The 22,726-nt window shown below is 69.0% G+C and carries 18 protein-coding genes; 9 read left to right on the top strand and 9 right to left on the bottom strand.

Annotated elements, in window-relative coordinates; genetic code table 11:
• Positions 1–47: 47 nt before the first annotated feature.
• On the top strand, positions 48–341 hold the full coding sequence (locus VT52_RS03630) for a DUF397 domain-containing protein (RefSeq protein WP_046416810.1): 294 nt from the start codon (positions 48–50) through the stop codon (positions 339–341).
• 139 nt (positions 342–480) lie between these two features.
• Here the strand turns inward: VT52_RS03630 and VT52_RS03625 are convergent, their stop codons facing one another.
• Together VT52_RS03625 and eccD are read right to left on the bottom strand one after the other, a co-directional pair.
• Complete coding sequence (locus tag VT52_RS03625; RefSeq protein WP_046416812.1) at positions 481–1,977, bottom strand: outer membrane protein assembly factor BamB family protein; 1,497 nt, start codon at positions 1,975–1,977, stop codon at positions 481–483.
• A gap of 64 nt (positions 1,978–2,041) precedes the next feature.
• A complete protein-coding gene (gene eccD / locus VT52_RS03620; protein ID WP_046416813.1) occupies positions 2,042–3,535 on the bottom strand; it encodes a type VII secretion integral membrane protein EccD in 1,494 nt (497 codons plus the stop codon).
• Between the two features lie 305 nt (positions 3,536–3,840).
• On the opposite strand from eccD, the gene eccCa reads away from it, so the two are divergent.
• The 6 genes from eccCa to VT52_RS03595 all read left to right on the top strand — a co-directional run bounded on the left by eccCa (position 3,841) and on the right by VT52_RS03595 (position 13,216).
• On the top strand, positions 3,841–7,806 hold the full coding sequence (gene eccCa, locus VT52_RS03615; protein WP_079174813.1) for a type VII secretion protein EccCa: 3,966 nt from the start codon (positions 3,841–3,843) through the stop codon (positions 7,804–7,806).
• 108 nt (positions 7,807–7,914) lie between these two features.
• Positions 7,915–8,373: a hypothetical protein gene (locus tag VT52_RS03610; protein WP_046416815.1), complete on the top strand. Its 459-nt coding sequence runs from the start codon at positions 7,915–7,917 to the stop codon at positions 8,371–8,373.
• A gap of 5 nt (positions 8,374–8,378) precedes the next feature.
• The gene (locus VT52_RS38585) at positions 8,379–10,442 is read left to right on the top strand and encodes a hypothetical protein (RefSeq protein ID WP_053055401.1); all 2,064 of its coding nucleotides are present in this window, start codon (positions 8,379–8,381) and stop codon (positions 10,440–10,442) included.
• Positions 10,443–10,549: 107 nt separating this feature from the next.
• Positions 10,550–11,206 (top strand): hypothetical protein, encoded by a 657-nt coding sequence (locus tag VT52_RS37460; RefSeq protein WP_143070829.1) that lies wholly within the window; start codon positions 10,550–10,552, stop codon positions 11,204–11,206.
• A 31-nt stretch (positions 11,207–11,237) separates the two neighbouring features.
• Complete coding sequence (locus tag VT52_RS03600; RefSeq protein ID WP_143070828.1) at positions 11,238–12,272, top strand: hypothetical protein; 1,035 nt, start codon at positions 11,238–11,240, stop codon at positions 12,270–12,272.
• 35 nt (positions 12,273–12,307) lie between these two features.
• Positions 12,308–13,216 carry a hypothetical protein gene (locus VT52_RS03595; protein ID WP_053055403.1) on the top strand — a complete coding sequence of 303 codons (909 nt, stop codon included), beginning with the start codon at positions 12,308–12,310 and terminating at the stop codon, positions 13,214–13,216.
• A gap of 62 nt (positions 13,217–13,278) precedes the next feature.
• Here the strand turns inward: VT52_RS03595 and VT52_RS03590 are convergent, their stop codons facing one another.
• The 7 genes from VT52_RS03590 to eccB form a co-directional block, all read right to left on the bottom strand.
• Positions 13,279–13,581 (bottom strand): WXG100 family type VII secretion target, encoded by a 303-nt coding sequence (locus VT52_RS03590; RefSeq protein ID WP_046416817.1) that lies wholly within the window; start codon positions 13,579–13,581, stop codon positions 13,279–13,281.
• Positions 13,582–13,612: 31 nt separating this feature from the next.
• Complete coding sequence (locus VT52_RS03585; protein ID WP_046416818.1) at positions 13,613–13,951, bottom strand: WXG100 family type VII secretion target; 339 nt, start codon at positions 13,949–13,951, stop codon at positions 13,613–13,615.
• A 77-nt stretch (positions 13,952–14,028) separates the two neighbouring features.
• Entirely contained in the window at positions 14,029–15,258 is a 1,230-nt protein-coding gene (locus VT52_RS03580; protein ID WP_206306426.1) for a S8 family serine peptidase, read from the bottom strand.
• A 28-nt stretch (positions 15,259–15,286) separates the two neighbouring features.
• On the bottom strand, positions 15,287–16,987 hold the full coding sequence (locus VT52_RS37765) for a relaxase family protein (protein WP_053055404.1): 1,701 nt from the start codon (positions 16,985–16,987) through the stop codon (positions 15,287–15,289).
• Positions 16,987–17,409, bottom strand: a complete 423-nt coding sequence (locus tag VT52_RS03570) for a hypothetical protein (protein ID WP_063888331.1) — start codon at positions 17,407–17,409, stop codon at positions 16,987–16,989. The genes VT52_RS37765 and VT52_RS03570 overlap by 1 nt, the downstream gene beginning before the upstream one ends.
• A 141-nt stretch (positions 17,410–17,550) precedes the next feature.
• The gene (gene mycP / locus VT52_RS03565; RefSeq protein WP_046416822.1) at positions 17,551–18,792 is read right to left on the bottom strand and encodes a type VII secretion-associated serine protease mycosin; all 1,242 of its coding nucleotides are present in this window, start codon (positions 18,790–18,792) and stop codon (positions 17,551–17,553) included.
• Positions 18,793–18,802: 10 nt separating this feature from the next.
• Positions 18,803–20,332 (bottom strand): type VII secretion protein EccB, encoded by a 1,530-nt coding sequence (eccB, locus tag VT52_RS03560; RefSeq protein ID WP_046416824.1) that lies wholly within the window; start codon positions 20,330–20,332, stop codon positions 18,803–18,805.
• A 194-nt stretch (positions 20,333–20,526) separates the two neighbouring features.
• Here eccB and eccE point away from each other — a divergent pair, with 194 nt between their 5' ends.
• On the top strand, positions 20,527–21,867 hold the full coding sequence (eccE, locus tag VT52_RS03555; protein ID WP_420856254.1) for a type VII secretion protein EccE: 1,341 nt from the start codon (positions 20,527–20,529) through the stop codon (positions 21,865–21,867).
• Between the two features lie 5 nt (positions 21,868–21,872).
• Positions 21,873–22,640, top strand: coding sequence for a hypothetical protein (locus tag VT52_RS03550; protein WP_046416835.1), 768 nt, complete (start codon positions 21,873–21,875; stop codon positions 22,638–22,640).
• The last annotated feature ends 86 nt before the right edge of the window (positions 22,641–22,726 follow it).

Genomic DNA, 22,726 nt, shown 5'->3' with positions numbered 1-22,726 from the left:
GTACGTCACCGGGACCGTACGTTACGTCGGGAAGGGGTCGCCGCGAGATGGCGGAAACGGAAGCCGAGACCAAGGCACGCAAGGAGCGCGAGCGCGACGAGCTGTACGCGCTCGACATCTCGGACGTCGAGTGGCACTGCGCCCCGGGCACCGAGGAGCACGAGGAGCGCGTGGAGATCGCGTACCTCCCCGAGGGAGCCGTGGCCATGCGCTCTTCCCTGGACCCCGGCACGGTGCTGCGCTACACGGAGGCCGAGTGGCGGGCGTTCGTGCTGGGCGCGCGGGACGGGGAGTTCGATCTCAAGCCCATGGCGCACAACGGCGGGCTGGACGTGCAGTAGGCGCGGCACCGGTCGGGGAAAGGGCGGCGCCCGGGGGTGCCGCCCCTTTCGCGTGCGGGGGCCTGTCCTTTCCGGGCCGGGGTCAGTGCCTGAGGCCGGGGCCAGTGCCTGAGGCCGGGGTCAGTGCCTGAGGCCGGGGTCAGTGCTTGAGGCCGGCGGTGCCGACGCCGAACACCGAGATGACGGAGCCTGCCTTGCGCGGGTCGTCGGACTCCAGCTGGTAAGGGACGAAGAACGCGTGGCCCTCCGCGTACAGGATGAAGGAGAACTCGGGGTTGTCCTCCACCTTCCCGCCGTGTTCCACGTCGCCCTGCGGCACACGGAAGAGAAGGTACGGGGTCTCCTTGCCGGTGCGGGGGTTCCAGTCGACCATGGCCGCGGACTGCACGTCGTCCAGACAGTCGCGGTAGAGGATCAGGTCGTCACCGTTCATGCGGACGGGAAGCACCGACTGGAATCGCCGGCCCTGGAAGGTGGCGACGGCCCTGCCCGTCCTGACGTCGAACGCCGTGATGTGGTTCGCGGGCTTGGAGATGTCGCTCGCGTCCTTGCCGGTGAGGAAGATCCGGTCCCGGCCGACCACGATGCCGGTGCACTTGTCGACGACACCGAAGTAGCCCAGGATCTCCGGGTCGCAGTAGGGCTCGTACTTCTTCAGCGAGACGGTGGCCCGGAGCCCGCCGTTCCCGGGGTCCAGGGTGATCAGGTCCGTGGGGGTGGTGTCCCCGGCCGCCACGGCGATCACGGGCGGGTCGGAGGACGGCAGGTAGACGTCCTGGACGCCTTTGCCGACCGGGTACCGCCACAGGACCCTGCCCGTGCGCGGTTCGAGTTTCTCCACCCGGTAGGTCTTCTCGTCGGCCTGCTTGCAGATGACCAGGGCCAGTAGCGCGGGGCCCCCGGCGTAGCCCGTGTCGTGGCACTGGGAGGTGGCGAGGGTGGTGTTCCACAGCCGCCTGCCGCTGTCCATGTCGTACGCCGCCGAGCCCTGGCCCCAGGCGATGGCCACGACACCGCGGGTCAGTGCGATGTCGGTGTTGGTGACATAGGCGAAATCGGCAGCCGGGATCTTCCGCTTCCACAGCTGCTTGCCGGTGGCGACGTCGAACATGAGCACCTGGTCGCAGATGCCGTGCGCCGGCTGGACGACGACCGCGGTCCGGCCGTCGACGGTGACATCACGGCTGACGGCGCAGACGGAGCCGTCGAGACGCAGGGTCCAGGCCGTGTTGTCGGGGTCCAGCGAGTCGCCGATCTCGTAGCCCGTGATCCGGTTGGCGACGGCCCGCGCGACGATCTTGCCCGTGGCCCAGACACCCGGCGAGTACCGGGTGTCCCCCTTGGCGATCTTCTCCTCGTGTTCGACGACGGTCTGGCCCTCCGGGGAGACGGGTGCCTTCTCCACCGCCAGGCGGTTGTCGCGGACGTCGTCCGGGGACTGCCGGGCCTGCTTGGCGTCGGTGCGGCCGTTTCCGTCGTCGGCCGAGTGGTACCAGAACAGGCCTCCGCCGACGCACAGCATGATCACCACGGCCGCGGCGAGCGCCCCCAGAAGGCGTCGGCGGCGCCGGCCGCGGGACCGGTCGGCCGCCAGCGCGGACTGTGTGTACACGGACGGGGGCGGGCCGAAGCTCATGTCGGACGTTCCTCCTCTTCGCCGCCTCGCCAGGGGCGGGCGGACCGCCGGCGCGAGGCCCGGGTCACTTGCTGGTCATCGCGCGGGCCGCCGAGTACACGTCGAACACGGCGAGCGCGAGGGGAACCAGGGTGAGCAGGACGAAGCCCTCGACGATCTCCAGGAGCCGGCCCCAGAAGGGGCTCAGGCCCCGGCGCGGGACGATGAGTCCGAGGGCCGCCACGAGGGCCGCGCCGCCCGCGATCGCCGCGGCGAGCCAGACGGCACGGATGTCGAGGCCGGAGCGGTCGCCGGTGAGCGCCGCGCGCAGGACGGACTGCGGCGGGTCGAGCGCCAGCCCGAGGCCGAGCAGCACGAGCGAGCCGAGGCCCGCCGCAAGGAGCGGGGCGACCTGTCCGGTGTAGCGGAAGAGCTGGGCGCGCATCAGCAGGGCCACGGCCGTGGCGAGGGCGAGCAGCTGGGCCCAGATGTCGTCGGAGAAGCCGAGCACCGCGCAGGAGGCGAGGGCGGTCAGCGCGCAGCCGCCGACGAGCCCGACGAGGATCTCGTGGCCGCGCCGGGCCTGGGCCTCGATCCGCTTCATGTCGACCGGCTCCTGTACGACGGTCTCCGTGCCGTAGGCGCTGCTCTGGGCGGAGTTCGGCGGTTCGAAGCCGATGGGCAGCCGGGCGAAGCGCATGGACAGGCCCGGCAGGAAGGCCAGACCGCCGACCGCGAGGGGCGCGCACAGGGCGGCGACGTCCGTGGGCGTCCAGTGCACGAGGATCGCCGTGAACACGGTGATCAGACCGAGCCCGGAGGCCAGGACGAAGGCGACGAAGGGGGCGTCCCCGCCGGGCGTGCACAGGGTCAGGACGACCGAGGCGATCAGGACGGCGGCGCAGGCGAGCAGGAACTGGAGCTTGCCGATGCCCTGGCCGTGCGCGAGGGCGAGGAGGCCGGAGCCGGCCACGCCGGCGTTGGGCAGGGCGCCGAGGCCCAGGGCGATGGCCGCGCCCCGGTCGTCGTAGACCCGGCCGCGGACGGCGGCGAAGACGACCAGGAGCGATCCGGCGACGCCGGCGAGGACGCCGGGCAGGCTGTGCATGTCGTGCCGGGGGTCGGCCTGCCAGGTGACGAAGGCGAGCAGGGCGGCCAGGACGCCCGCGCCGACGAGGCCCGCGGCGCGGGTGAGGTCGTCGCTCCACAAGGTGCGGTGCCGGGTGACCGAGGAGGCGACCGCCTCGGACACGTCGTCGAAGACGGCCGGCGGCAGCGACTCGGAGAAGGGCCGCAGGGTGAGCAGTTCACCGTCGAGGATCCGCTGCGCGGAGAAGGAGCGCGCGCTGTCGAGGACAGCGCCGTCCCGGCGCACGAGGTGGTAGCCGACCGGCGCGCCCTCGGCGGGGTCCTGCCGGGAGAGCCGGAGGACCTCCGGGTAGATGTCGGCGACCGGGATGTCGTCGGGCAGCGCCACGTCGATCCGGCTGTCGGGTGCGACGATCGTGACCCGGCAGAAACCGAGCCCCGACCCCGATCCCGTGCCGGGCACCGCTGTTCCCGTGGTCGTCGTGCTCACCTCGTACTCCCCCTCAGTAATGGTCCTGCGCCCGTGATGTGAAAATCCTGCGCCTGTCACCGGATGGAATTCCCGGGAATCGGCGCAGCGGGCGCCGGCCGGCTCCACCGGGGGTGGTATGCGGCGACGCCTCGCACGGAATACCCCGGTTCACGGGGTTTGTTCGCGTGTGCTCGAGCGAACACCCGGCACCCTACCCCGCACCGGTGACTCATGGAGTCAGTAGGATCACGCGGCGGCCTGCGTCCGTCCGTTCACGGGGGACGGACCTCATTCGTGGGGCCCGGCAAAGGAATTGGGGAGCAGTGAGTCACATCGTCGTGAAGCGCCCGCCGCGGGCGCTGCCGTCCGAAGTGCCCACGGGGGAGGTCGTTCTCCAGCCTCCTCCGGAATTGCCGCGGGGGCCGCAGGAAAGCGTCCTCATGCAGTTGCTGCCGACGCTCGGCATGGGTGGTTCGGTGGTCTTCTTCTTCACGAACGGGCAGCCGTTCATGAAGATCATGGGCATGGTGATGATCGCGTCGACGGTCGGTATGTCCATCGCCATGGTCATCCGTTTCCGGCGTGGTTCGCAGGGCCAACTCGCCGATGTGCGGCGCGACTACATGCGCTATCTGTCGCAGACCCGCGGCGCTGCCGTGGACACCGCGAAGGCACAGCGCGACGCGCAGTACTACCTGCACCCCTCGCCCGAGCAGTTGTGGGCGCTGGTCGCCGAGGGCAGCCGGGTGTGGGAGCGCAGGCCGGGCGACGAGGACTTCGCGCAGGTGCGCATCGGGCTCGGCTCGCAGGAGCTGGCCACGCCCCTGATCGCACCCGAGTCCGGCCCGGCCGGCCGGCTGGAGCCGCTGACGGCCGGGGCCATGGAGCGTTTCCTCGACGTCCACGGCACCCTGAACGATCTGCCGATGGCCGTGTCCCTGCGCGCTTTTTACCACGTCAGCGTCAGCGGCGACGCGGAGTCCGCCCGCTCGACCGTCCGCGCCCTGACCGGCTCGCTGGCCGCGCTGCACTCCCCCGAGGACCTGGTCATCGCCGTGGCGGCGGGCCGCGAGACGCTCCCGCGCTGGGAATGGGCCAAGTGGCTGCCGCACGCCCAGGCGCCCGGCGCCGTGGACGGGGCGGGCACGCGCCGGCTGATCGGCCCCGACGCCCGCGAGCTGGAAGACCTGCTGGCCGACCGTCTGGCCGGCCGCCCCCGGTTCCACCCGGGTGGCGCGCCGCTCCTGGACGAACCCCACGTCGTCGTCGTCCTCGACGGGGTGTCCCTGCCGCAGGACTCCGTCCTGGCCAACATGGAGGGGCTGCAGGGGGTGACGGTGATCGAGGTCGTGCCCGGCGAGCTCACCGCCGTCCGCGGCGACCTCGCGGTCGTCGCCCAGCCCGCCCTTCTCCGCCTGGAGTCAGCGAACGGCGAGATCTACGAGGGCACGCCGGACGCCCTGTCGTACGAGTCGGCCGAGGCCCTCGCCCGCCAGCTCGCCCCGCTGCGGCTGGCCTCCGGCGGTGACGACGACGAACCCCTGCTCGCCAACCTGGAGTTCACCGAGCTGCTGAACCTCGGCGACGCCGCGTCCGTCGACCCGCAGCGCACCTGGCGGCCCCGGGGGCTCGCCGAACGGCTGCGGGTGCCGATCGGTGTCGGCCCGGACGGCCGGCCCGTGATGCTGGACCTCAAGGAGGCCGCCCAGGAGGGCATGGGCCCGCACGGCCTGTGCGTGGGAGCGACCGGTTCCGGCAAGTCGGAGCTGCTGCGCACCCTGGTGCTCGGCCTCGCGGTCACCCACTCCTCGGAGACCCTGAACTTCGTCCTCGCCGACTTCAAGGGCGGTGCGACCTTCGCCGGCATGGCGCAGATGCCGCACGTGGCGGCGGTCATCACCAACCTGGCCGACGACCTCACCCTGGTCGACCGCATGGGCGACTCGATCCGCGGCGAGCTGAACCGACGCCAGGAGATGCTGCGCGACGCGGGCAACTACGCCAACATCCACGACTACGAGAAGGCACGCGCGGCCGGCGCCCCGCTCCAGCCGATCCCCTCGCTCGTGCTGGTGATCGACGAGTTCTCCGAACTGCTCACCGCCAAGCCGGACTTCATCGAGATGTTCGTGCAGATCGGCCGCATCGGCCGTTCGCTGGGCGTGCACCTGCTGCTGGCCTCGCAGCGCCTGGAGGAGGGCCGGCTGCGCGGCCTGGAGACGTATCTGTCGTACCGGATCGGTCTGCGCACCTTCTCCGCGGCCGAGTCCCGCGCGGCGCTCGGCGTCCCGGACGCCTACGAGCTGCCGAACGTGCCCGGTTCCGGATTCCTGAAGTTCGGCACCGACGAGATGGTGCGCTTCAAGGCGGCGTACGTGTCCGGGGTGTACCGCTCCGGCGGCAGGCAGGACGCCGCGGGCGGGGGGCCGCTGCCCGTGGACCGGCGCCCGGTGCTGTTCACGGCCGCGGAGGTGCCGGTGCACTACGCGCCGGTACCGAAGCAGCGCACCGAGTCGGCGTCCCAGGTCGACGACGCCCTCGCGGACACGGTGCTCGACGTGATCGTGCGCCGGCTGGAGGCGCAGGGTCCGGCGGCGCACCGGGTGTGGCTGCCGCCGCTGGACAGCCCGCCCTCGCTGGACGGGCTGCTGCCCCGGCTCACGGCCGTCGAGGGGCGCGGGCTCACGCAGCCCGGTTACGAGGGTGCCGGACGCCTCGTCGTCCCGGTGGGTCTGGTCGACAAGCCGTACGAGCAGCGTCGTGAGCCGCTGTGGCTCGACTTCTCGGGTGCGGCGGGCCATCTGCAGCTGCTGGGCGGCCCGCAGTCCGGCAAGTCCACGCTGCTGCGATCGCTGATCTGCTCCTTCGCGCTGACGCACACGCCCCACGAGGTGCAGATCTACGGCCTCGACTTCGGTGGCGGCGGTATGGCGGCGGTCTCCGGTCTGCCGCACGTGGGCGGGATCGCCTCGCGGCTGGACCCGGAGCGGGTGCGGCGTACGGTGTCCGAGGTCTACGGGGTGCTTCGGCGTCGTGAGGAGTACTTCCGGACGTCGGGCATCGCCTCGATCCAGGACTTCCGCACCCGGCGCGAGCGCAGCGAGATCTCGGTCACCGACCAGCCCTGGGGCGACGTCTTCCTGATCATCGACGGCTGGGGCAACTTCCGCACGGACTACGACAGTCTGGAGCCGGCCGTCCTGGAGATCGCCTCCCGCGGCCTCGGTTACGGCATCCACCTGGTCCTGACGGCGTCGCGCTCGATGGAGGTCCGCGCGAACCTCAAGGACCACCTGATGAACCGGCTCGAACTGCGGCTCGGCGACACCATGGACTCCGAGATCGACCGCAAGGTGGCGGCGAACGTGCCGGCGGGTGTGCCCGGTCGCGGTGTGTCGCCGCAGAAGCTGCACTTCATGGCGGCGGTGCCGCGCATCGACGGCCTGACCTCCGACACGGACCTGGCGGACGCGACGGCGGCGCTGGCGGCCGAGGTCTCCCGGCACTGGCAGGCACCGGGGGCGCCGCAGGTGCGGATGCTGCCCCGGGAGCTCCCCGTGGCGCAGCTGCCCGCGGGCGACCGGTTCCCCCGGCAGGGGATCGCCTTCGGCATCGACGAGAACGACCTGGAGCCGGTGTTCGTCGACTTCGAGACGGACCCGTTCTTCATGGTCTTCGGCGAGAGCGAGTCGGGCAAGTCGAACCTGCTGCGGCTGCTCATCACGCAGCTGACGCGGCGCTACTCGGGCGACGAGGCGAAGTTCTTCGTGGTGGACAACCGGCGCTCGCTGCTGGACGTCACCCCGGCCTCGCATCTGGCCGAGTACATCCCGATGTCGAACTCCATGGACCACCACATGGTGGCCCTCGCCGACCTGATGAAGCGGCGTACGCCCACGGCCGATGTGACGGCCCAGCAGCTGCGGGAGCGCAGCTGGTGGCGGGGCCCGACGGTGTACGTGGTGGTGGACGACTACGACCTGGTGTCGACCTCCAGCGGGAACCCGCTGAGCGGCCTCACCGACCTGCTGCCGTTCGCCCGCGACGTCGGCGTGCGCTTCATCATCGCGTGCTCGACGGCGGGCGCGGGCCGGGCGTCGTTCGAGGCGTTCATGCAGCGGATGATGGAACTGGGCGCGCAGGGCGTGGTACTGGCCGGCGACCCGAGCGAGGGCGACATCCTCGGCGGCGTCCGGGCGCGTCCGATGCCGACGGGCCGGGGGGTCTTCGTGTCGCGCAGGCGGGGGAAGATGCTGGTGCAGACGGGGTTGGTGGAGGAACAGTTTTAAAGCGCGAGTCGATGAACGTGACCGATTCGTCTGCTTACCTGATTGACTCATCCGGCCGGAGCCCCAGAGGGTCCCGGCCGGGGTCCGGTAAACGGGGAAGGGGCCAGCATGGCGCGGGATGAGTGGGAACAGCTGAAGACCGAGGCTCTGAAGAAGCAGTCGGCACACATGCAACTCAACCATCTGGTGCCCGAAGGGGGTGGCGGGGGCAACGGCAAAGGCGCCTGGGGAGATCTGAAGGTCAGCCAAACGGATCTCGCCGCAGTGGGTAAAGCAGCGCACGAACTGTTCGAGAACTTCGGGCTGTACAGCGACCATGCGCGTATTTCTTCCATGAAAGCCGCAGGTGGGCTCGAGAGTGAAGGCTTCGCTCTCGGTGCGGCACTCGATCACGTCGCCGAGCATTGGGTGGATCAGGTGCAGACCCTACTGGATGCCTGCGCGCACATCTCCAACCACCTGCGTTTCACGAAGAACCAGCACGCCGCCGACGACACGTACATCGCCGGCACTCTCAGCAGCATCTCCGTCCTGGACGAGGGCTTCGACCACCGGAAGGGTGACTAACAGCGGTGGATCTCGACGCGCTCCGCTTCGGCAACTTCTCGAAGCTCGGTGACGCAATCACCGACTGGGAATGGATGACAAAGAAGCTCGCAGAACTCAAGAACGATGCCGAGAACAACCTCAAGGCCAAGGCAGACGCGGCGGACTGGGCTGGTGTCAATGCCACAGTAACTCGCGAGTTCGTGGACAAGACAGCCGACGAGTTCGCTGACGCGCATACCCAGGCCGACTCGATCACTAAGATCCTCTCCGATACCCGGGACGAGCTGATTGACTATCGAACGCAGCTCGACGAGGCCATCGCGCGTGGCCGCAAGAAGAACCTCACCGTGATGGACACGGGTGGCGGCACGTTCACCGTCACCATGAACGTCCACCCCGATCGCTCCGCCAAAGGCGTCGACGTTCCCGAGCCCAGCCAGAAGGACGTGGACGACCTGCGGGACGAGGTCCAGCGGATCCTTCACAAGGCGACCGAAAGCGACAACAGCGCCGCCACGGTCCTCAGACTCCTCGTCGACCAGACCAAATACGGTTTCTCAGACGTCCACTACGAAGACCGCGACACTGCGGCCGACGCGGTGAAGGCCGCCGACAAGCTGGCGAAGATGGCCAAGCATCCGGATAAAATGTCCCTCGCCGACATTGCGGAGTTCAACCGCTATCTGGAGAAGTACCACGACGACTCTCTGTTCTCGGAGCGGCTCGCCGAAGGGCTCGGCGGCAAGGGGACTCTCCAGTTCTGGACGGACATGGTGAACGCCCATGCCGGTGCGAGAGGTTCGGAACTCAAGCAGATGGAGACGTTGCAGAGGAATCTGAGCCTGACCCTGGCCACGGCGTCTTTCTCTGATTCGGATGAAATGCAAGCATGGAAAAAAAATCTTCTCAAGGAAACGAATACGAGCTTCCATTCTCATTCCGGGCCCCAGCACTTCAGTCCCGTGGGTGCACTCGGCTCCCAGGTGCTCAGCAGTCTCATGCATCAGGGCGAGTTCGACACCGAGTTCCTGGACGACTACCGAACCAAGCTGTTCAAACAGGACATTGGCGCAGGCGACTCCAACACCAATGCGCTGTGGGTGAAAGGCTACGACAGCGTCGACATGGTCTTTGGCAACGGCACCGGCCGTGACCCACTGAAGGGGCTCTTCGACGCCCTCTCTCACAATCCTGAGGCCGCGACGCATGCCTTCGAGTCCAAGTCGGATCTGGACCACATACTGGGTACCACCAGGCACACGGATCGGGGAGAATCCCTCGGGGACGCCCTGGAGAGTGCCGTAACCGGAATCGCCGCTGGCGACACCACCTCCATGGCCCCATCACACAGTGCGGCCCAGGTCAAGATCATGGCCAACATCATGCATGCGGTGGCCCAGCCCGACGCAGGTGCAGACCTGGTAGCCCATGGGCTGGGCAGCAGCTTCGGAGACATGGCGGCTGCTTATATGCCGGAGATCAGCCAGACATTCGCAGGCCCTGATTCCGGCGCCATTTTCATTACACACAGTGAAACCCCTAAAGGGCTTGAGCTTCCGGATGTAACCCGGTTCCTTTCGGCGACATCCGCAGATCCCTCAGGCAGGGCCGGGATCATCTTCGGGGAAAGCATCTACACAGGCAATCTCCTTGAAGCGCACCTCTCGAATCCTTCATTGTTCCATGGGGACCAAGCACAAGCCCTTGCCGACATCAGCAGGAATGCAGGGATCATCGAGGGAATCGTCGGTCATTCCGCCGCAAATGCAGAGGTCAACGGCGCCATCAGCAGCGAGAACGAATACAACGACGCTTTGCAAGCGAAGGGTGATTTCGCGAAATCCTGGGTCAATGTCGGCCTGACCTTTATCAAGGTCCCCGAACATCTCGGCGGAGCAACAATGGGGGGGGCTGATCGGAGGCGGGATCGGAGCCGTCGCCGGAGCCGGCGTCGACCGTCTGATCACGGGTCAGCAACTCGAGGGGGCCAAGGATGCGGCGCTGTACCACTCGAGCCAAGACCTGTTCAAGATGCGGGATTCGGTCAGCCAACAGACGCAGTGGTCGGTAGACGACGCCCTGGCTAGGCACCACGTAAACCTGCCGGAGGACGGGATAAAAGACACCGTACGACAGGCCGTCAACGATGGCTGGAAAGACAGTGATTACTACTTGAATCGCTCCAAGGAACAATATGAATAAAGAGGCTTCAAGAAAAGGCGTGCCGCAATACACCACCAAAGCACTTTTCATAACCCTGACCATCATGGCAATCATAGGTGGCTCCACTTTTCTGTATTTCATGAAAGGGTTGTATCTACTTCCGGGCAAGGTGTGCGACGGCGCCGCGAATCGGGGCATTGCGATTCGAACTCTGCCGCACACGCGGGCAGCAGATCAATGGAGCGATCAAGGAGGTACAGGGCGTAGGTTTTCGTTCGCTTGCCGTATTTCCACCAGTAGCGGCTCGACCCTTTCGGGGGAAGTGGATCTTCGAGATTCATCCGAAGCCGCATGGGTAGATTTTTACGGGCGCCTTGCAGGAAAGCGCGTCGTAAGGGCCTCGAAGGGCGACCTCGAAGCACTGGCACAGGTTGATGGCGACAGCGGATCCGCTTCCGTCTACGTCCCTTGTGTGCCGAAAAACCTGAAGGAAAGCGGCGTACCACACACCTACGGCTTGGTGGCGGATGTCAGTGTGACCGGGAAGAGCAGATCCACCGGTGCGGGGCGACGCCAAGACTTGACCGACTTCGCCTATCAACTCACTGAGCATGCCTATAAACTGGCAAATTGTAAGGAGCCCCGCAACTTTCCCGAGGAACTGCCCCGCTACAAGGACGGCTCGTGACGAGGACCGTGTGAAGGGCCTGATGCAGGCCATGAGCCGCAACCCCCGGGCAGCGGAGTCCTACTTCGACCCGCACCAGAACGACAACCTCCACTACTTCCTCAAGGACCGGAACTGGCCGGGCGGCGGCGTGGAGAACAAGATGCCGCAGGACCTGATCGACAGCTCCGCGCGGCACTGCTTCGGGGACGCACTCGAAGCGGCGTCGACCGGGCACCGGCCCGGTGTCCGGACGCCGGAGATACCAGCCCGTCACGACCCCGCACAGGCGGCGATCTTCTCCGACGTCGTGACGGCGTACGGCCATGGCATCGCCGGCGATCCGGTGGGCGGCATGCCCGCGGGACTGCGCCACTCGATGGGCGGCATGCTCTCCGACTACATCGGCGACGTCCACGAGATCCTCGGCCAGGAGCGCGACACGCCCACCGACTACAGCGGCCTGACCATCCAGAACAAGGATCTGGTCCCCGTCATGCGGGCGATGGCGGAGGACGGTCACGCCTTCGCGCAGGTGCACGACGCCGAGACGTCGTACGTCGCTCAGGAACTCGACAAGTACGACGGCCAGGCATTCGTGGACAAGAACGCGCCCGGCGCCGACAAGCTGCAGGCGTTCGTGGGCCAGTCGAACTCCGCGCTCGGCCAGATGGACGCGGTGCGCGCGGACGTCATCTACCAGATGGGCGAGGACAAGAAGAGCATCAACGCCTGGAACAAGATGATGTACTACCACGTGATCGGCGCCCCGGTCACCGGCATTCCACTGGCGGGAGACACGATCCAGCGCATGGTCGACGTGGGTACCGCCGAGTACCAGAACAACCTCAACTCCCAGGTCGACCAGGAGACGCGGCAGCATCTCGCCGATCACTTCTCCGCCGGTCACCAGCAGGTGGACAAGATGCTGGAGAAAGCCGTGCACGAAAAGCTGCCGCAGAGCCAGTGGCATCTGATGGACCAGGACCCCGGCCAGTTCGAGAACAACCTCCAGGGCGCCGGACTGACCCGCTACCACGACGGCCTGACGAACGGCGTCGGCTACATGGGGAAGTCCGCAGGCTGATGGAGCGGAGGAAGAGGACAGGAATCGTCCTGGCCGTGACCGTGGCGGTGCTGGTGGCCGCGGCCGGACTCACCGTCGCGGTCCTGCGCGGTGGTGACAGCGGTTCGCCCGCGGAACAGAAGTCCTTCTGCTGGGGGACGCTGAAGCGTGCCGACGTCGCCGCGCTCGGCACACGTCCCCTCCATCGGTACGCGTCCGACGAGGGGGACCTCAAGGGGAGCACGCTCGCCACCTGTCAGGTGGGCGCGGGTCTCGACGCGCACGGGGTGATGAAGCAGTTGCAGTTCTCTCTTTCCGTGGGCGGCTCACCGAGCAACGACGTCTGGCACCTGGCGGACGACGTGGCAGGAGTGTCGCCCTTCCGGGCACCGCTCGCGGGCGTGCCCGGCTGGGTCAACCGGAGCATGGCGGGGGTACTGCTGCCGGCGTCGTGCTCCGCCCGGCTCCACTTCGGCGGCGCGGCCTACGTCCGGGTACAGACCCTGGCCGACCAGGACAAGGCGTGGCGCGACAGCACGCTGCAGAGGCGGATGGCCGACGTCCTGATGACGGCCGCGACGGGGCTCACACGTCAACTCGGCTGTCCGAGCGCGGCCTTCAAGGCCACCGCCGCCGCGCCGCGGTTGCTCGAAGGCCACGCGCCCGCCTCCGGAGAGGCGTGCGGCCTGCCGGGCTTCAGTGTCCCGGCGAAGTACACACAGCAGTACGCGACCGACGGTGACTTCAGGCTCTGGAGCTGCGCGCTGCGCGCGGGAGACGAGGAGGCGCACTTCACCGTCACCCAGGATCCGTACCTGCTCTGGCTGAACGGCTCCGGCTCGGATCGCTCGTCGACGACCCTGAACTGTGACGGCAAGAAGACCCTCGTACAGACCGGTTCCGAGAACGACGCCCTCGCCCGGAGCTTCCGCACGGCGCTGGCCCGCAGGGCCGGCTGCGCGTAACAGGACGAGGGGTGGGCACCTCCCGCGCGTGCCCACCCCTCGCCCCTCTCACGGCGTTCGGTCTACTCGAAGTAGCTGGCGCCCTTGAGGTCGCCGCCGCGGTAGTCGCCGCCGGCGGAGTGCACCCGGTGGGTGATGGAGAGCAGCGCCTGGTGGATACCGGTGGCGTGCTGGTCCCACTTCACGGACTTGCGCTGGAACGCCTCGTACGCCTCGCCGCCCCAGCCCTCGGCCACGTCGAGGACGCCCTTCTTCAGCGCGCTGAGGTCGTCCTCGAGCTGCTTGGCCACGTTGCCCAGCTCGGTGGCGAGCGCGTCCATGGCGCCGTACTTGACGGAGAGATCTTCGTAATGCGGAGTGCTCATGTCTTCCTCTTCCTCGGGGAGTCGATCCCGGTCAGTACAGGTTCAGCGCGGAGGTGCTCGCGCCGGCGTCGACCTCGATCTTGTTGATCGTCGTGTGGAGCTCGTCCTCGAGCTTGGTCTTGTCCTGCTTGTTCAGGTTGATGCCCTCAAGGAAGTCGTCGAGCATGCGGCCGATGGCGGCCATGTGCTCGTTGATCTCGTGCTGCTTCGCCTTGAACGCGTTGGAGCCGTGCCCCGTCCACTGGGTCTCGATCATGTCGATCGTGCCCTGGAGCCGGCCGAGGCACTTCCTGACCGAGTCGTAGCGGTCGATGACGTTCGTCTGAAGCTTTTGCGCATGTGAATCTACAAACTTACGGCCGTCGGCCATTGCGGCACTCCCCTTCGTGAGAGCTGTGCTCTTGTTGACTGCGCATCACCGGGTGGTGACGTCTTTCCTGTGAACCGTCAGGCACGTCGACGCGACCGGATCACGGCGAAGGCCGCGCCACCGATCACCACCAGCGCGGCGGCCGCGCCGACGACGACCCACGTCAGGGTGTTGCCGGACGGCTTCGAACTTGTGTCGGCCGCGGAGGTCGCACCGCCGGGGGTGGACTTGGCGGGGGCCGAGGGGGTCGAGCCGGACGCGGAAGCGGAGGGCGAGCTGCCCGGCTTGCCGCGCCAGTTCTCCGTGGCGAGCGGATCGGCCGTGGCCGAGCCCGGGTCGTAGTGGGGGTTCTCCAGCACCTTGCGGGGGCGGATGATCCCGTAGCCGAGGTAATTGCTGGGGGTGTCCTTGGGCCACTCTCGACCTGCCGTGTCGATCAGCGAGCGGAGGACCTGGTTGGCGGTCCAGTCGGGGTGGGCGGACCAGATGAGGGCGGCGGAGGCGGAGGCGATGGCGGTGGCTTCACTGGTGCCCTGTTGGTGCGCGCAATAGGACTGGAAGGTCGCATCACACCAGCCGGGCACGTCCACACCGGGAGCCGAGAGGTCAACGGAATACCCGTGGGTCGAGAACTTTCCCACCGTTCCGGCCTTGTCCACTGCAGCGACGCCGACGACATAAGGAAATGAAACCGGGTATTCGACTTTGTTCTTCGCCTGTGCACCGTTTCCCGAGGCCGCGAACATCAGCTTGCCTTTTGAAGCGGCGTACTTGATCGCGGCTTCTTCATCTTCATACGGGATGTCGTCACCGAAGGACATGTTGATGATCTTGACGTCACTGTCAGCGATGGCCCTGATCACCTTCGCGACGTCAGGCGCCTTGTTCTGCTCGGACAGGCTCAACTCCTTGCCCGCGATGCGGTAGGGCACAATCTTGGCGCCCGGTGCAAGGCCCTTCAGCCCCCCGCCTTGACCAGTACCCGCGATGATTTCCGCCATCGTCGTGCCGTGGCCGGCCGAGTCCTTCGTGGCCCCATAGGAAAGGGACTTCGGTACTTCGTCTGCCAGCACTTGACCTCGGAGGGACGAAGTCGAGGGATTGACGCCCGAGTCGACGACGGCGACTTTGACCCCCTTGCCCGTGCTCGTCTTCCACATCTCGTCGGCCTTCATCGCCGACAGGTACCACTGCTGCGACTGGACGTCCGCGGCAGCCGCGCTGGGGGCCAGGCCCACCGGCAGAGCCATCAGTGCGCCGAGCGCTGCACACGCGGCGGTCAGTCGTCTCGTGCTCGCTGACAACATGCCTCTCGTACGTCCTCGCTTCATCTCGTTACTCGGTCACCGGCGCCTGCCGCCGGCGCGACTTCTTGTCGTCGCGGTCCCGTGTGGAGCGTCGGGATGGCGAACGCCCCTGCACGTGCTCGTCGGCGGCGCGAGCGCCGTTCCTGGCCGTCGGTGCCTTGCTGTTGGGCGTCCCGACCGCCCCGCCGGGAGTCACGGGCCTACGCGAGGCCTGCGCCTCGGCGCCCTCCGGCTCGGCCCCACGGATCACTCCGCGCTGACCGGGTCGCTCCACGGCGTGCGGGTCACGAGCGGCGGGCTCGCCACCGATGACATTGCCGCGCGGCATCCGCGGGCCGTTGACGCCCTTCGCGGAAGGCGTGGTCGGCCGACCACCGATGACACCGCCGGTGCGTGCCGCCCCGGTCGGGCCCGATTCACCGATGCGCTCGCCGGGCACGCCACCGGTCCGAGGCGTTCCGCCGACGATGCTGCGACCGACCGGGCCCCGGCCCACCGGAGCCTTGCCCATGGGGGACTGCCCCATGGGGGTCCTGCCCATCGGTGACGCAGGCCCGCGCGCGCCCGCCTGACCGGGTACGACAGACTGCCGTACCCCACCGATGGGGCCACGCCCCGTGCCGGTTCCGACTTCCGGCTCCTCAACGGCGGGTACGGACATCCGTGGCGGCCCGACCCGGCCCCGGACGCCGCCTGCTCCACCGCGTGGCACGGGCATGCCCATGGTCGGAACCATGGGGCCGGGAGGGAAGGGAGCGATCGGCCCTCCACCACTGCTACCAGGACCGGGCGCGGTCGTCGGCGCGACCGGCACCGTCGGCTTCACCGTGTCCGGGGGAAGGGTGTTGACGCTGTCGATGTTGGTGCCGACGTGCTGGGACGGGTCCACCTGCCTGTGCTGTTCCGGTGGCAGGACCACATGGTGCAGCTTCGTCCCGGAGTCGTCCCCTACCGCACTGTGCCCGACCGGAGCGGCAACAAAGTGACCGACCGGCGCGCCTGCCACAGGTGCGTGCGGGAATGACGTCTGACCTCCGCCGACCTTGTCGTCACCTTTCCACCCAGGAGATGCCGCGGGCACCCCCATGTCCGGCATCTTCCCGAACTTGGGCTCCTCCAGCCCCCGCAGGTTCCCCTCCGAGACCGCGTAGTACGACGCCAGCCGGTTCATCTGGGTGATCGCTTCTTGGCGATGGTTCTCGACGGCCTGGGCCTGGATGCCACCCGGGTCCAACTTGGCCTGCTCGGCCGGCAGCAGGATCTTGGGCCGGTTGTCGCGGGGCGGCATGGAACTGCTCACCGAGGCGAGGCCCATGCTGGCCGCGGAGACCTGGGTCGCCACGTTGTCCGCGTAGAAGCCGAGCTCGTACGAGTGGTTGACGAGGTCGCCGGCCCAGCTGTGGAACGCGGTTGCCGCCTCGCCTTGCCAGTCGACCCGGCCGATGTGCTCCAGGAGTTCGTCGGCGGCACCCCAGATGGCGTCCCGCGCGTCCCAGAGGCCGTTGGCGGCGTTCTCCAGATGCTCGGGGTTCGCGGCCTTCACCATGTCGATCATGTCGTTCAACTGGTGGCTCTCGAAGTCGCTGACCTGGCAGCCGCCGCCCTGCTTGTTCAGGCTCGGCGCGGCGCACTGGCGCCCGTCCATCGCCGACTTCTCCTGCTTGAACTGCTGGTCGGCCGCCCAGCGATCGAACTGGTGCAGATCCGGCTGCTTGTTGTGGTCACCCATTAGAAGTCCCCGTCGGCCTGCTTGTCGTCGGTGCGCTTCTGGTCCTTGCGCACATCGCCGAACTGCTCGTTGATCTGCGTGCGGATCTCATGGAACCGGCGCCGCTGCTCGTCGTCCAGATTCGCGAACCCGATATCCGCCCCGTGCACCGCGATCTGCATCGCCTCGATCTGCAGCGTCAGCGACTGAGAGAGGGTCATGAGGCGGCCGTGGACGCGCGAGTACTGACTGTGCAGTCCCGCGGCCTCGGGAAAACCGCCGTTGCCGCAGAACGAGTCGGCGGTGATCGTATGCATCGCCACCTTCTTCGCCGAACCGGGCGAACCCTCGAAAGTCTTGAGCACCGAGTCCACACGTGTCTTGAAGGTCTTCAGGGCCTCCAGACCAACCTTCAACCCGCCCGTGCCGTCGTCAGGCCGCACGCTGCGCCACCCCCGTTTCCGTCCCCTGCCCGGGGCGGCAGCACTCCCCGGACGTTGGTCTTCGCAATGCAATCACTCTAGTCAACGCCACTGACAGCCCCAACTGACTTGTGTGACAAGTCTGCTGCAGCCCCGCGACCTTCACGCATCTTTCACGCCGCCGCCCGTCGCCCTCCTGCGCGCGTCGCGTACAGCCACCGCCGCGCCCGCGAGGGCGGCCACCAGCACGGCCGCTCCGACGGCGACGTACGTCGCCAGGCGGGCGTTGCGTTCGTCGGCCGTCTCGCCGAGCACCAGGCGGGCCGGGGTCGGGGCCTCGGCGCGGCTGAGACCGTCGTGCGCGTCGGGCTTCTCGATGGGGTGCTCGTCGTCGGTCAGGGCGCGGACGGGGTCGACGACGCCCCAGCCGACCAGCATGTCGTGCCCGGCGACCGAGCGTTCCGCGGTCTGCTCGATCTGGGCGACGATCTCGCGTGCCGTCCAATGAGGGTGCTTCGCCTTGATGAGCGCGGCGACACCGGCGACGTACGGGGCCGAGAAGCTCGTGCCGTTGTCCGAACAGTGGCCGCCCTTGGGCACGGTGGAGATCATGTCGACGCCGGGGGCGGCGACGCCCACGAAGTCACCCGACTGGGAGAAGGACGCGCGCTCGTTGTTGCGGTCCGACGCGGCGACCGCCAGGACGCCCGGGTAGGACGCCGGGTACGTGAACTTGACGTTGCCGTCCAGGCCGTCGTTGCCCGCGGAGGCGACCACCACGATCTCGTGCGCCAGCGCGTCGTCGATCGCGCTGCGCAGGCCGCCGGCCGGCTGGATCGCGTTCGCGGTGTCCTGGGAGATGTTGATGACCTGGGCCTTCTCCTTGATCGCGTGCTCGATCGCCTGGGCGAGGGTGGCCGCGGTGCCGTCGCCCTCCGCGTCGTTCTGCTTGACGGGGATGATGGTCGCCTCGGGTGCGAGGCCGACGAACCCCGTTCCCGGCATGGGCCGTGCGGCGATGATGCCGGCCACGCGGGTGCCGTGGCCGACGGTGTCCGTCGTGCCGTTCGCCTTGCCGCGGTCGATCTTCTGGCCCTTGCCGTTCTTCGCCGGCAGGAAGTTGGCCCCGCTCGACGCGTCCACCGCGTGGGCGAGCTGGGGGTTCTTGGTGTCCACGCCGGTGTCGATGACCGCGACGCGCACGCCCTTGCCCTTGGACTGGCTCCACAGCTCGTCCAGCAGCACGCGCTGCAGGGCCCAGGGGCGCCCGGGATACACCTTGTTCGGGAAGTTGCACTGGTCGGCGAAGGAGTCGGCGGCGGCGGGCGGGGCCAGGGCGACTGTGGCGGTGCACAGTGCGGCGGCCGCGATCGCCGCGGTACGGAGCGGACGCGGGTACGACACGTGACTTCTCCTACGAACCCTGCGGCTGGCTCGCCGCGGTGGTCGACAGGCGGGGGCCGGTCGGCAGGAACATGGACCAGGCGACCGGGATCGGGGCGGGGTCCAGACCGGCGTATCCGAGCCGGGTCTGGGCCAGTTGGGCCTCCTGCTGCAGCTCCTTGCGCTGCTTGTCCGTCATGCCGTACTCGGTGCCCTTGGAGCCGCTGTCGGCGTTGGACTGCATCGCGTAGCGCAGGCCCGTGTCGGTGACGAGGAAGACGCCGCCGGCCTTGGTGTCCGTGCCCTGGAACTGGCGGTAGAGCTGGCCCGAGCCCGGAGTCACGTACGCGCTTGACGATCCGGTGGGCAGTTCGGCCGGGAAGTCCGTGCCCGCCCAGGTGTTGAGGGTCGTGTCACCGTTGCCGGAGTCGACGTGGTCGAGGACGTTGCAGACCGTGCCGCGGCTGCCGTTCGCGGTTCCCGCGTCGTTGACGACCTTCGGGACGAGGGCCGGCCACTTGCGGTCGGCCGCGAACGCGGTCGGGCCCGGCACGAAGGCGCCCGCGCTGACGTCGAGGGCCTTGCTCGCCTGGTTGAGACCGACGAGGTCCTTGCTGTTGAGGAGCAGCTTGGCGGTGAAGTCGGAGACGGGCAGGACCTTGCCCTGTTCGACCACGTAGAACTGCCGGCGGTCGCCGTCGGGGGCCCGCAGGACCATGCCGACCTTGTTCGCGGCGGCCGGGAGGCTGCCCTGGACACCGGCGGGCGCGCCCGGGTTCCCCTCGATCCGGGGGAACCCGATCGGGTCGCCGGTGTGCAGGGTGTCCAGCCAGTCCCGGGAGACCCGTTCGGGCTGCCGGCCGGCGCCGACGAGGGTGCGCAGCAGCAACTCGTCGTTCTTGTCGACCTCGTACGCGGTGCCGTGGGCGTCCACGATGTAGCGCTGCCCGTCCGGGGCTGCGACGTACATGATGTCTCCGCCGCCGAGTTTCTGGCGGGCTCCCTCGGTCTTCTTGCGGTCACGGGCGGCGAGCACGAACGCGGCTTTCTGGATGGCCCTGCCGCCCGCGCTCGGGCGCTCGCAGACGGCCCAGCGCTTGTCGCCGCCGGCCTCCTGACTGGAGGGGAGGCGGTCGGGGGCGTACGGGATGCCGATGGTGACGCCGTGCGGGATCTTGCCGTTGTCCAGGATCGACTCGTCGACGGTGACCACGTCGCCCTTGCCGTCGGCGAGGAGGAGCTTCGCGGACGCCATGTTGAGCACCGGGTGCAGCTGGGTCTTGCCGTCCGTCTTCAGGACGACGTACCGGGTGGTCGACTTGCTGGCGATGATCACCTTCTCCCCCGGGGTGTCCCAGCCCTGCGGGGCGGTCGGGCGGAACATCCCCCAGGCGCCGAACACGGCCATGACGACCACTCCGACGATGGTGCCGGGCAGGACCGCCCGCAACGGCTTGGGGGCTGCTTCCTCCGAGCCGTCGGAGGAGGGCTGGACGAACGCCGCGAGCATGCGCTGCTTCGCAAAGGTGTAGGCGTTGAGTTGATCCCGCCGAGATGCCATCTGCCCCTGATTCTCCCCGTGTGGCCGTCCGGATACCGGTCGAAGACCACCGTCTCCGGCACACCGTTGTCGGACCGAGCCCCTACTATGCCTGGTGTCCGACCGGTTCCGTGGAGCGGGTAGGGTACCGGGGCCCTTGGAGCTCCGCTCAGGGGCTGCACGGCGGGGAGTTGTGAGGAAAACGGGGGGATGAGTTGAGGGCTTCCGGGACGCGTTCTCGTACGCGCGGGCACGGACGGGGAACCGGCCCCTCGGCGCCCGGTCCGCAACCGGCGGGGGCCCGGCCGGCGTCGCCCCGGGAGCAGCGGCTCCCGGATCCGGCGGGTCCGGGTGCCCGCCCGGCGCTGTCCGGCTCGTTCCGCATGCAACGGCTCGTGCTCCCGGAGCTCGCGCTGGCCGTGCTCGTCGTCGGCTGGGCCGTCGGCCCGGTCGCCATGGTGCCCGCCGCGGTCGTCGCCGTGCTGCTGCTCGCCCTCGCGTTCGTCCGGCGCCGCGGCCGCTCGCTGCCCGAATGGCTGACCACCGCACGGGAGTTGAAGGCCCGTCAGCGGCGCGCCGCGAGCACCCCCATACCGCCGGGCACCGAACCCTCGCTGGTGCCCGCGCTGGAATGCGAGCCCGCGCTGCGCACCTACTCCTACGACCCCCGCGACCGCCGCCCCGTCGGCATCGTCGGCGACGGCACCTTCGTCACGGCGGTGCTCCAGGTGGAGGCCGACGCGACGGCGTTGCGGGCGGAGCGCGGCCGGCAGCCGTTGCCGCTGGGGCTGGTGCGGGACGCGCTGGAGGTGGACGGGATACGGCTGGAGTCGGCGCAGGTGGTGCTGCACACGCAGCCGGCGCCCGCGTTGCACCTGCCGCAGCAGTCGGTGGCCGTCGCCAACTACCTGCCGTTGCAGGAGCAGACCGGGGCCCCGGCCGTGCGGATCACCTGGATCGCGCTGAAGCTGGACCCGGAGGCGTGCGCGGAGGCGGTGGCCGCGCGTGGCGGCGGGCTGCTCGGGGCGCAGAAGTGCGTCGTGCGCAGCGCGGACCATCTGGCGAGCCGGCTGACCGGCGCGGGCTTCCGCGCGCGGGTGCTCGACGAGGAGGAGCTGATCGCCGCGCTCGCCACCTCGGCCTGCGCCAATCCGCTGGTCACCGCGGAGGCGGGGCGCAGCGAGACGCGGGAGCGGCGCACGGAGGAGTCCGGGCGCAGCTGGCGTTGCGACAACCGGCGGCACACCACCTACTGGGTGCGGCGCTGGCCCCAACTGGGCGGCGGGCGCGGCGAGTCGCTGCCGCAACTGGTCGCGCGGGTCACGGCGATACCGGCGCTCGCCACCACCTTCAGCCTCACCCTCGCGCGCGGCGACCGGCAGGAGGTGTCGCTGTGCGGGCACCTGCGGGTGACCGGGCGCGGCGACGACGAACTCGTGGCGGCGCGGCGGGCGTTGGAGGCGGCGGCCCGGCAGGCCGGCGCCGGCCTGGCCCGCCTCGACCGTGAGCAACTGCCCGGCATGCTGGCCACGCTGCCCCTCGGAGGTGCTCGGTGACGACGATTCCCACGACTTCCCCCGAGGTCCGCCGGCCCGCGGACGACTCCGGGCCGCGCGGCCTCGGCGAGCGGCTGCGGCACGGCCTCGGGCTCCTGGGCCCCCGGCACGGCCGGCACGCGCTGCCCGCCCGTCTGCTGGACACGCTCGCGCTGCCCATCGGGGACGACGGCGTGGTGGCCGGTCTGGACGCCGAGGGCCAGCCCGCCGTACTGGGCATCAACCGGCCAACCCCGTACGACGTCGTGCTGATCGGCGGGCTGTGGACCGCGCAGGTACTGGCGCTGCGTTCGGCCGCCACCGGCGCCCGCGTGGCCGTGGAGACCGGCCGGCCGCAGGCCTGGATGCAGATGGTGCACGCCATGGGCGGCGGGCAGAACGGACTGTCGGTGTACGACGTCGGGCGGGTGCCCCCGCAGGGCGCCTCGGCCGGTACGCCGGTCGTGGTGGTGCGGGACTGCGGTATGCGGCCCCCGCGCGGCCGGGTGGTGGCCGGGCCCTGGCAGTCGGTGCTGACCCTGCTGCCGTATCTCAGCCCGGTCGCGCCCCGGCTGCTGCGCCAGGCCCGGCTCACGGGCATCCAGCGGGTCTCGCCGGACGAGGCGGCCGAACTCGGCCGCACTATGGGGCTCACGCGCACCGAGGTGGAGTCGCTGCCGGCGCTGCCGGACGGCGTCACCCTGTGGTGTACCGACCGGGACCGGCAATATGTGCTGACCCAACCGACCGACGCCGAGACCGGATTGCTGGGCACACCGCGACGCATGGACTGAATCGCCCCCGCCTGTTACGTTTGTTCGCTTTCTCTCTCTTTCCCGTTCGTCACCTCTCTTCCGGTTGCTCCGGGTTTCGTGCGACA

Origin of the sequence: Streptomyces malaysiense (genome assembly GCF_000980885.2) — a bacterium.
Lineage (GTDB): Bacteria > Actinomycetota > Actinomycetes > Streptomycetales > Streptomycetaceae > Streptomyces > Streptomyces malaysiense.
This window is presented reverse-complemented; position numbering and strand designations above follow the sequence as displayed.

Excerpts from the sequence above, each read along its gene's own strand:
- VT52_RS03625 (WP_046416812.1), bottom strand. The coding sequence starts at position 1,977 with ATGAGCTTCGGCCCGCCCCCGTCCGTGTACACACAGTCCGCGCTGGCG.
- VT52_RS03580 (WP_206306426.1), bottom strand. The coding sequence starts at position 15,258 with ATGTTGTCAGCGAGCACGAGACGACTGACCGCCGCGTGTGCAGCGCTC.
- VT52_RS03630 (WP_046416810.1), top strand. The coding sequence starts at position 48 with ATGGCGGAAACGGAAGCCGAGACCAAGGCACGCAAGGAGCGCGAGCGC.
- VT52_RS03600 (WP_143070828.1), top strand. The coding sequence starts at position 11,238 with ATGAGCCGCAACCCCCGGGCAGCGGAGTCCTACTTCGACCCGCACCAG.
- VT52_RS37765 (WP_053055404.1), bottom strand. The coding sequence starts at position 16,987 with ATGGGTGACCACAACAAGCAGCCGGATCTGCACCAGTTCGATCGCTGG.
- VT52_RS03585 (WP_046416818.1), bottom strand. The coding sequence starts at position 13,951 with ATGGCCGACGGCCGTAAGTTTGTAGATTCACATGCGCAAAAGCTTCAG.
- VT52_RS37460 (WP_143070829.1), top strand. The coding sequence starts at position 10,550 with ATGAATAAAGAGGCTTCAAGAAAAGGCGTGCCGCAATACACCACCAAA.
- eccB (WP_046416824.1), bottom strand. The coding sequence starts at position 20,332 with ATGGCATCTCGGCGGGATCAACTCAACGCCTACACCTTTGCGAAGCAG.
- VT52_RS03610 (WP_046416815.1), top strand. The coding sequence starts at position 7,915 with ATGGCGCGGGATGAGTGGGAACAGCTGAAGACCGAGGCTCTGAAGAAG.
- VT52_RS03590 (WP_046416817.1), bottom strand. The coding sequence starts at position 13,581 with ATGAGCACTCCGCATTACGAAGATCTCTCCGTCAAGTACGGCGCCATG.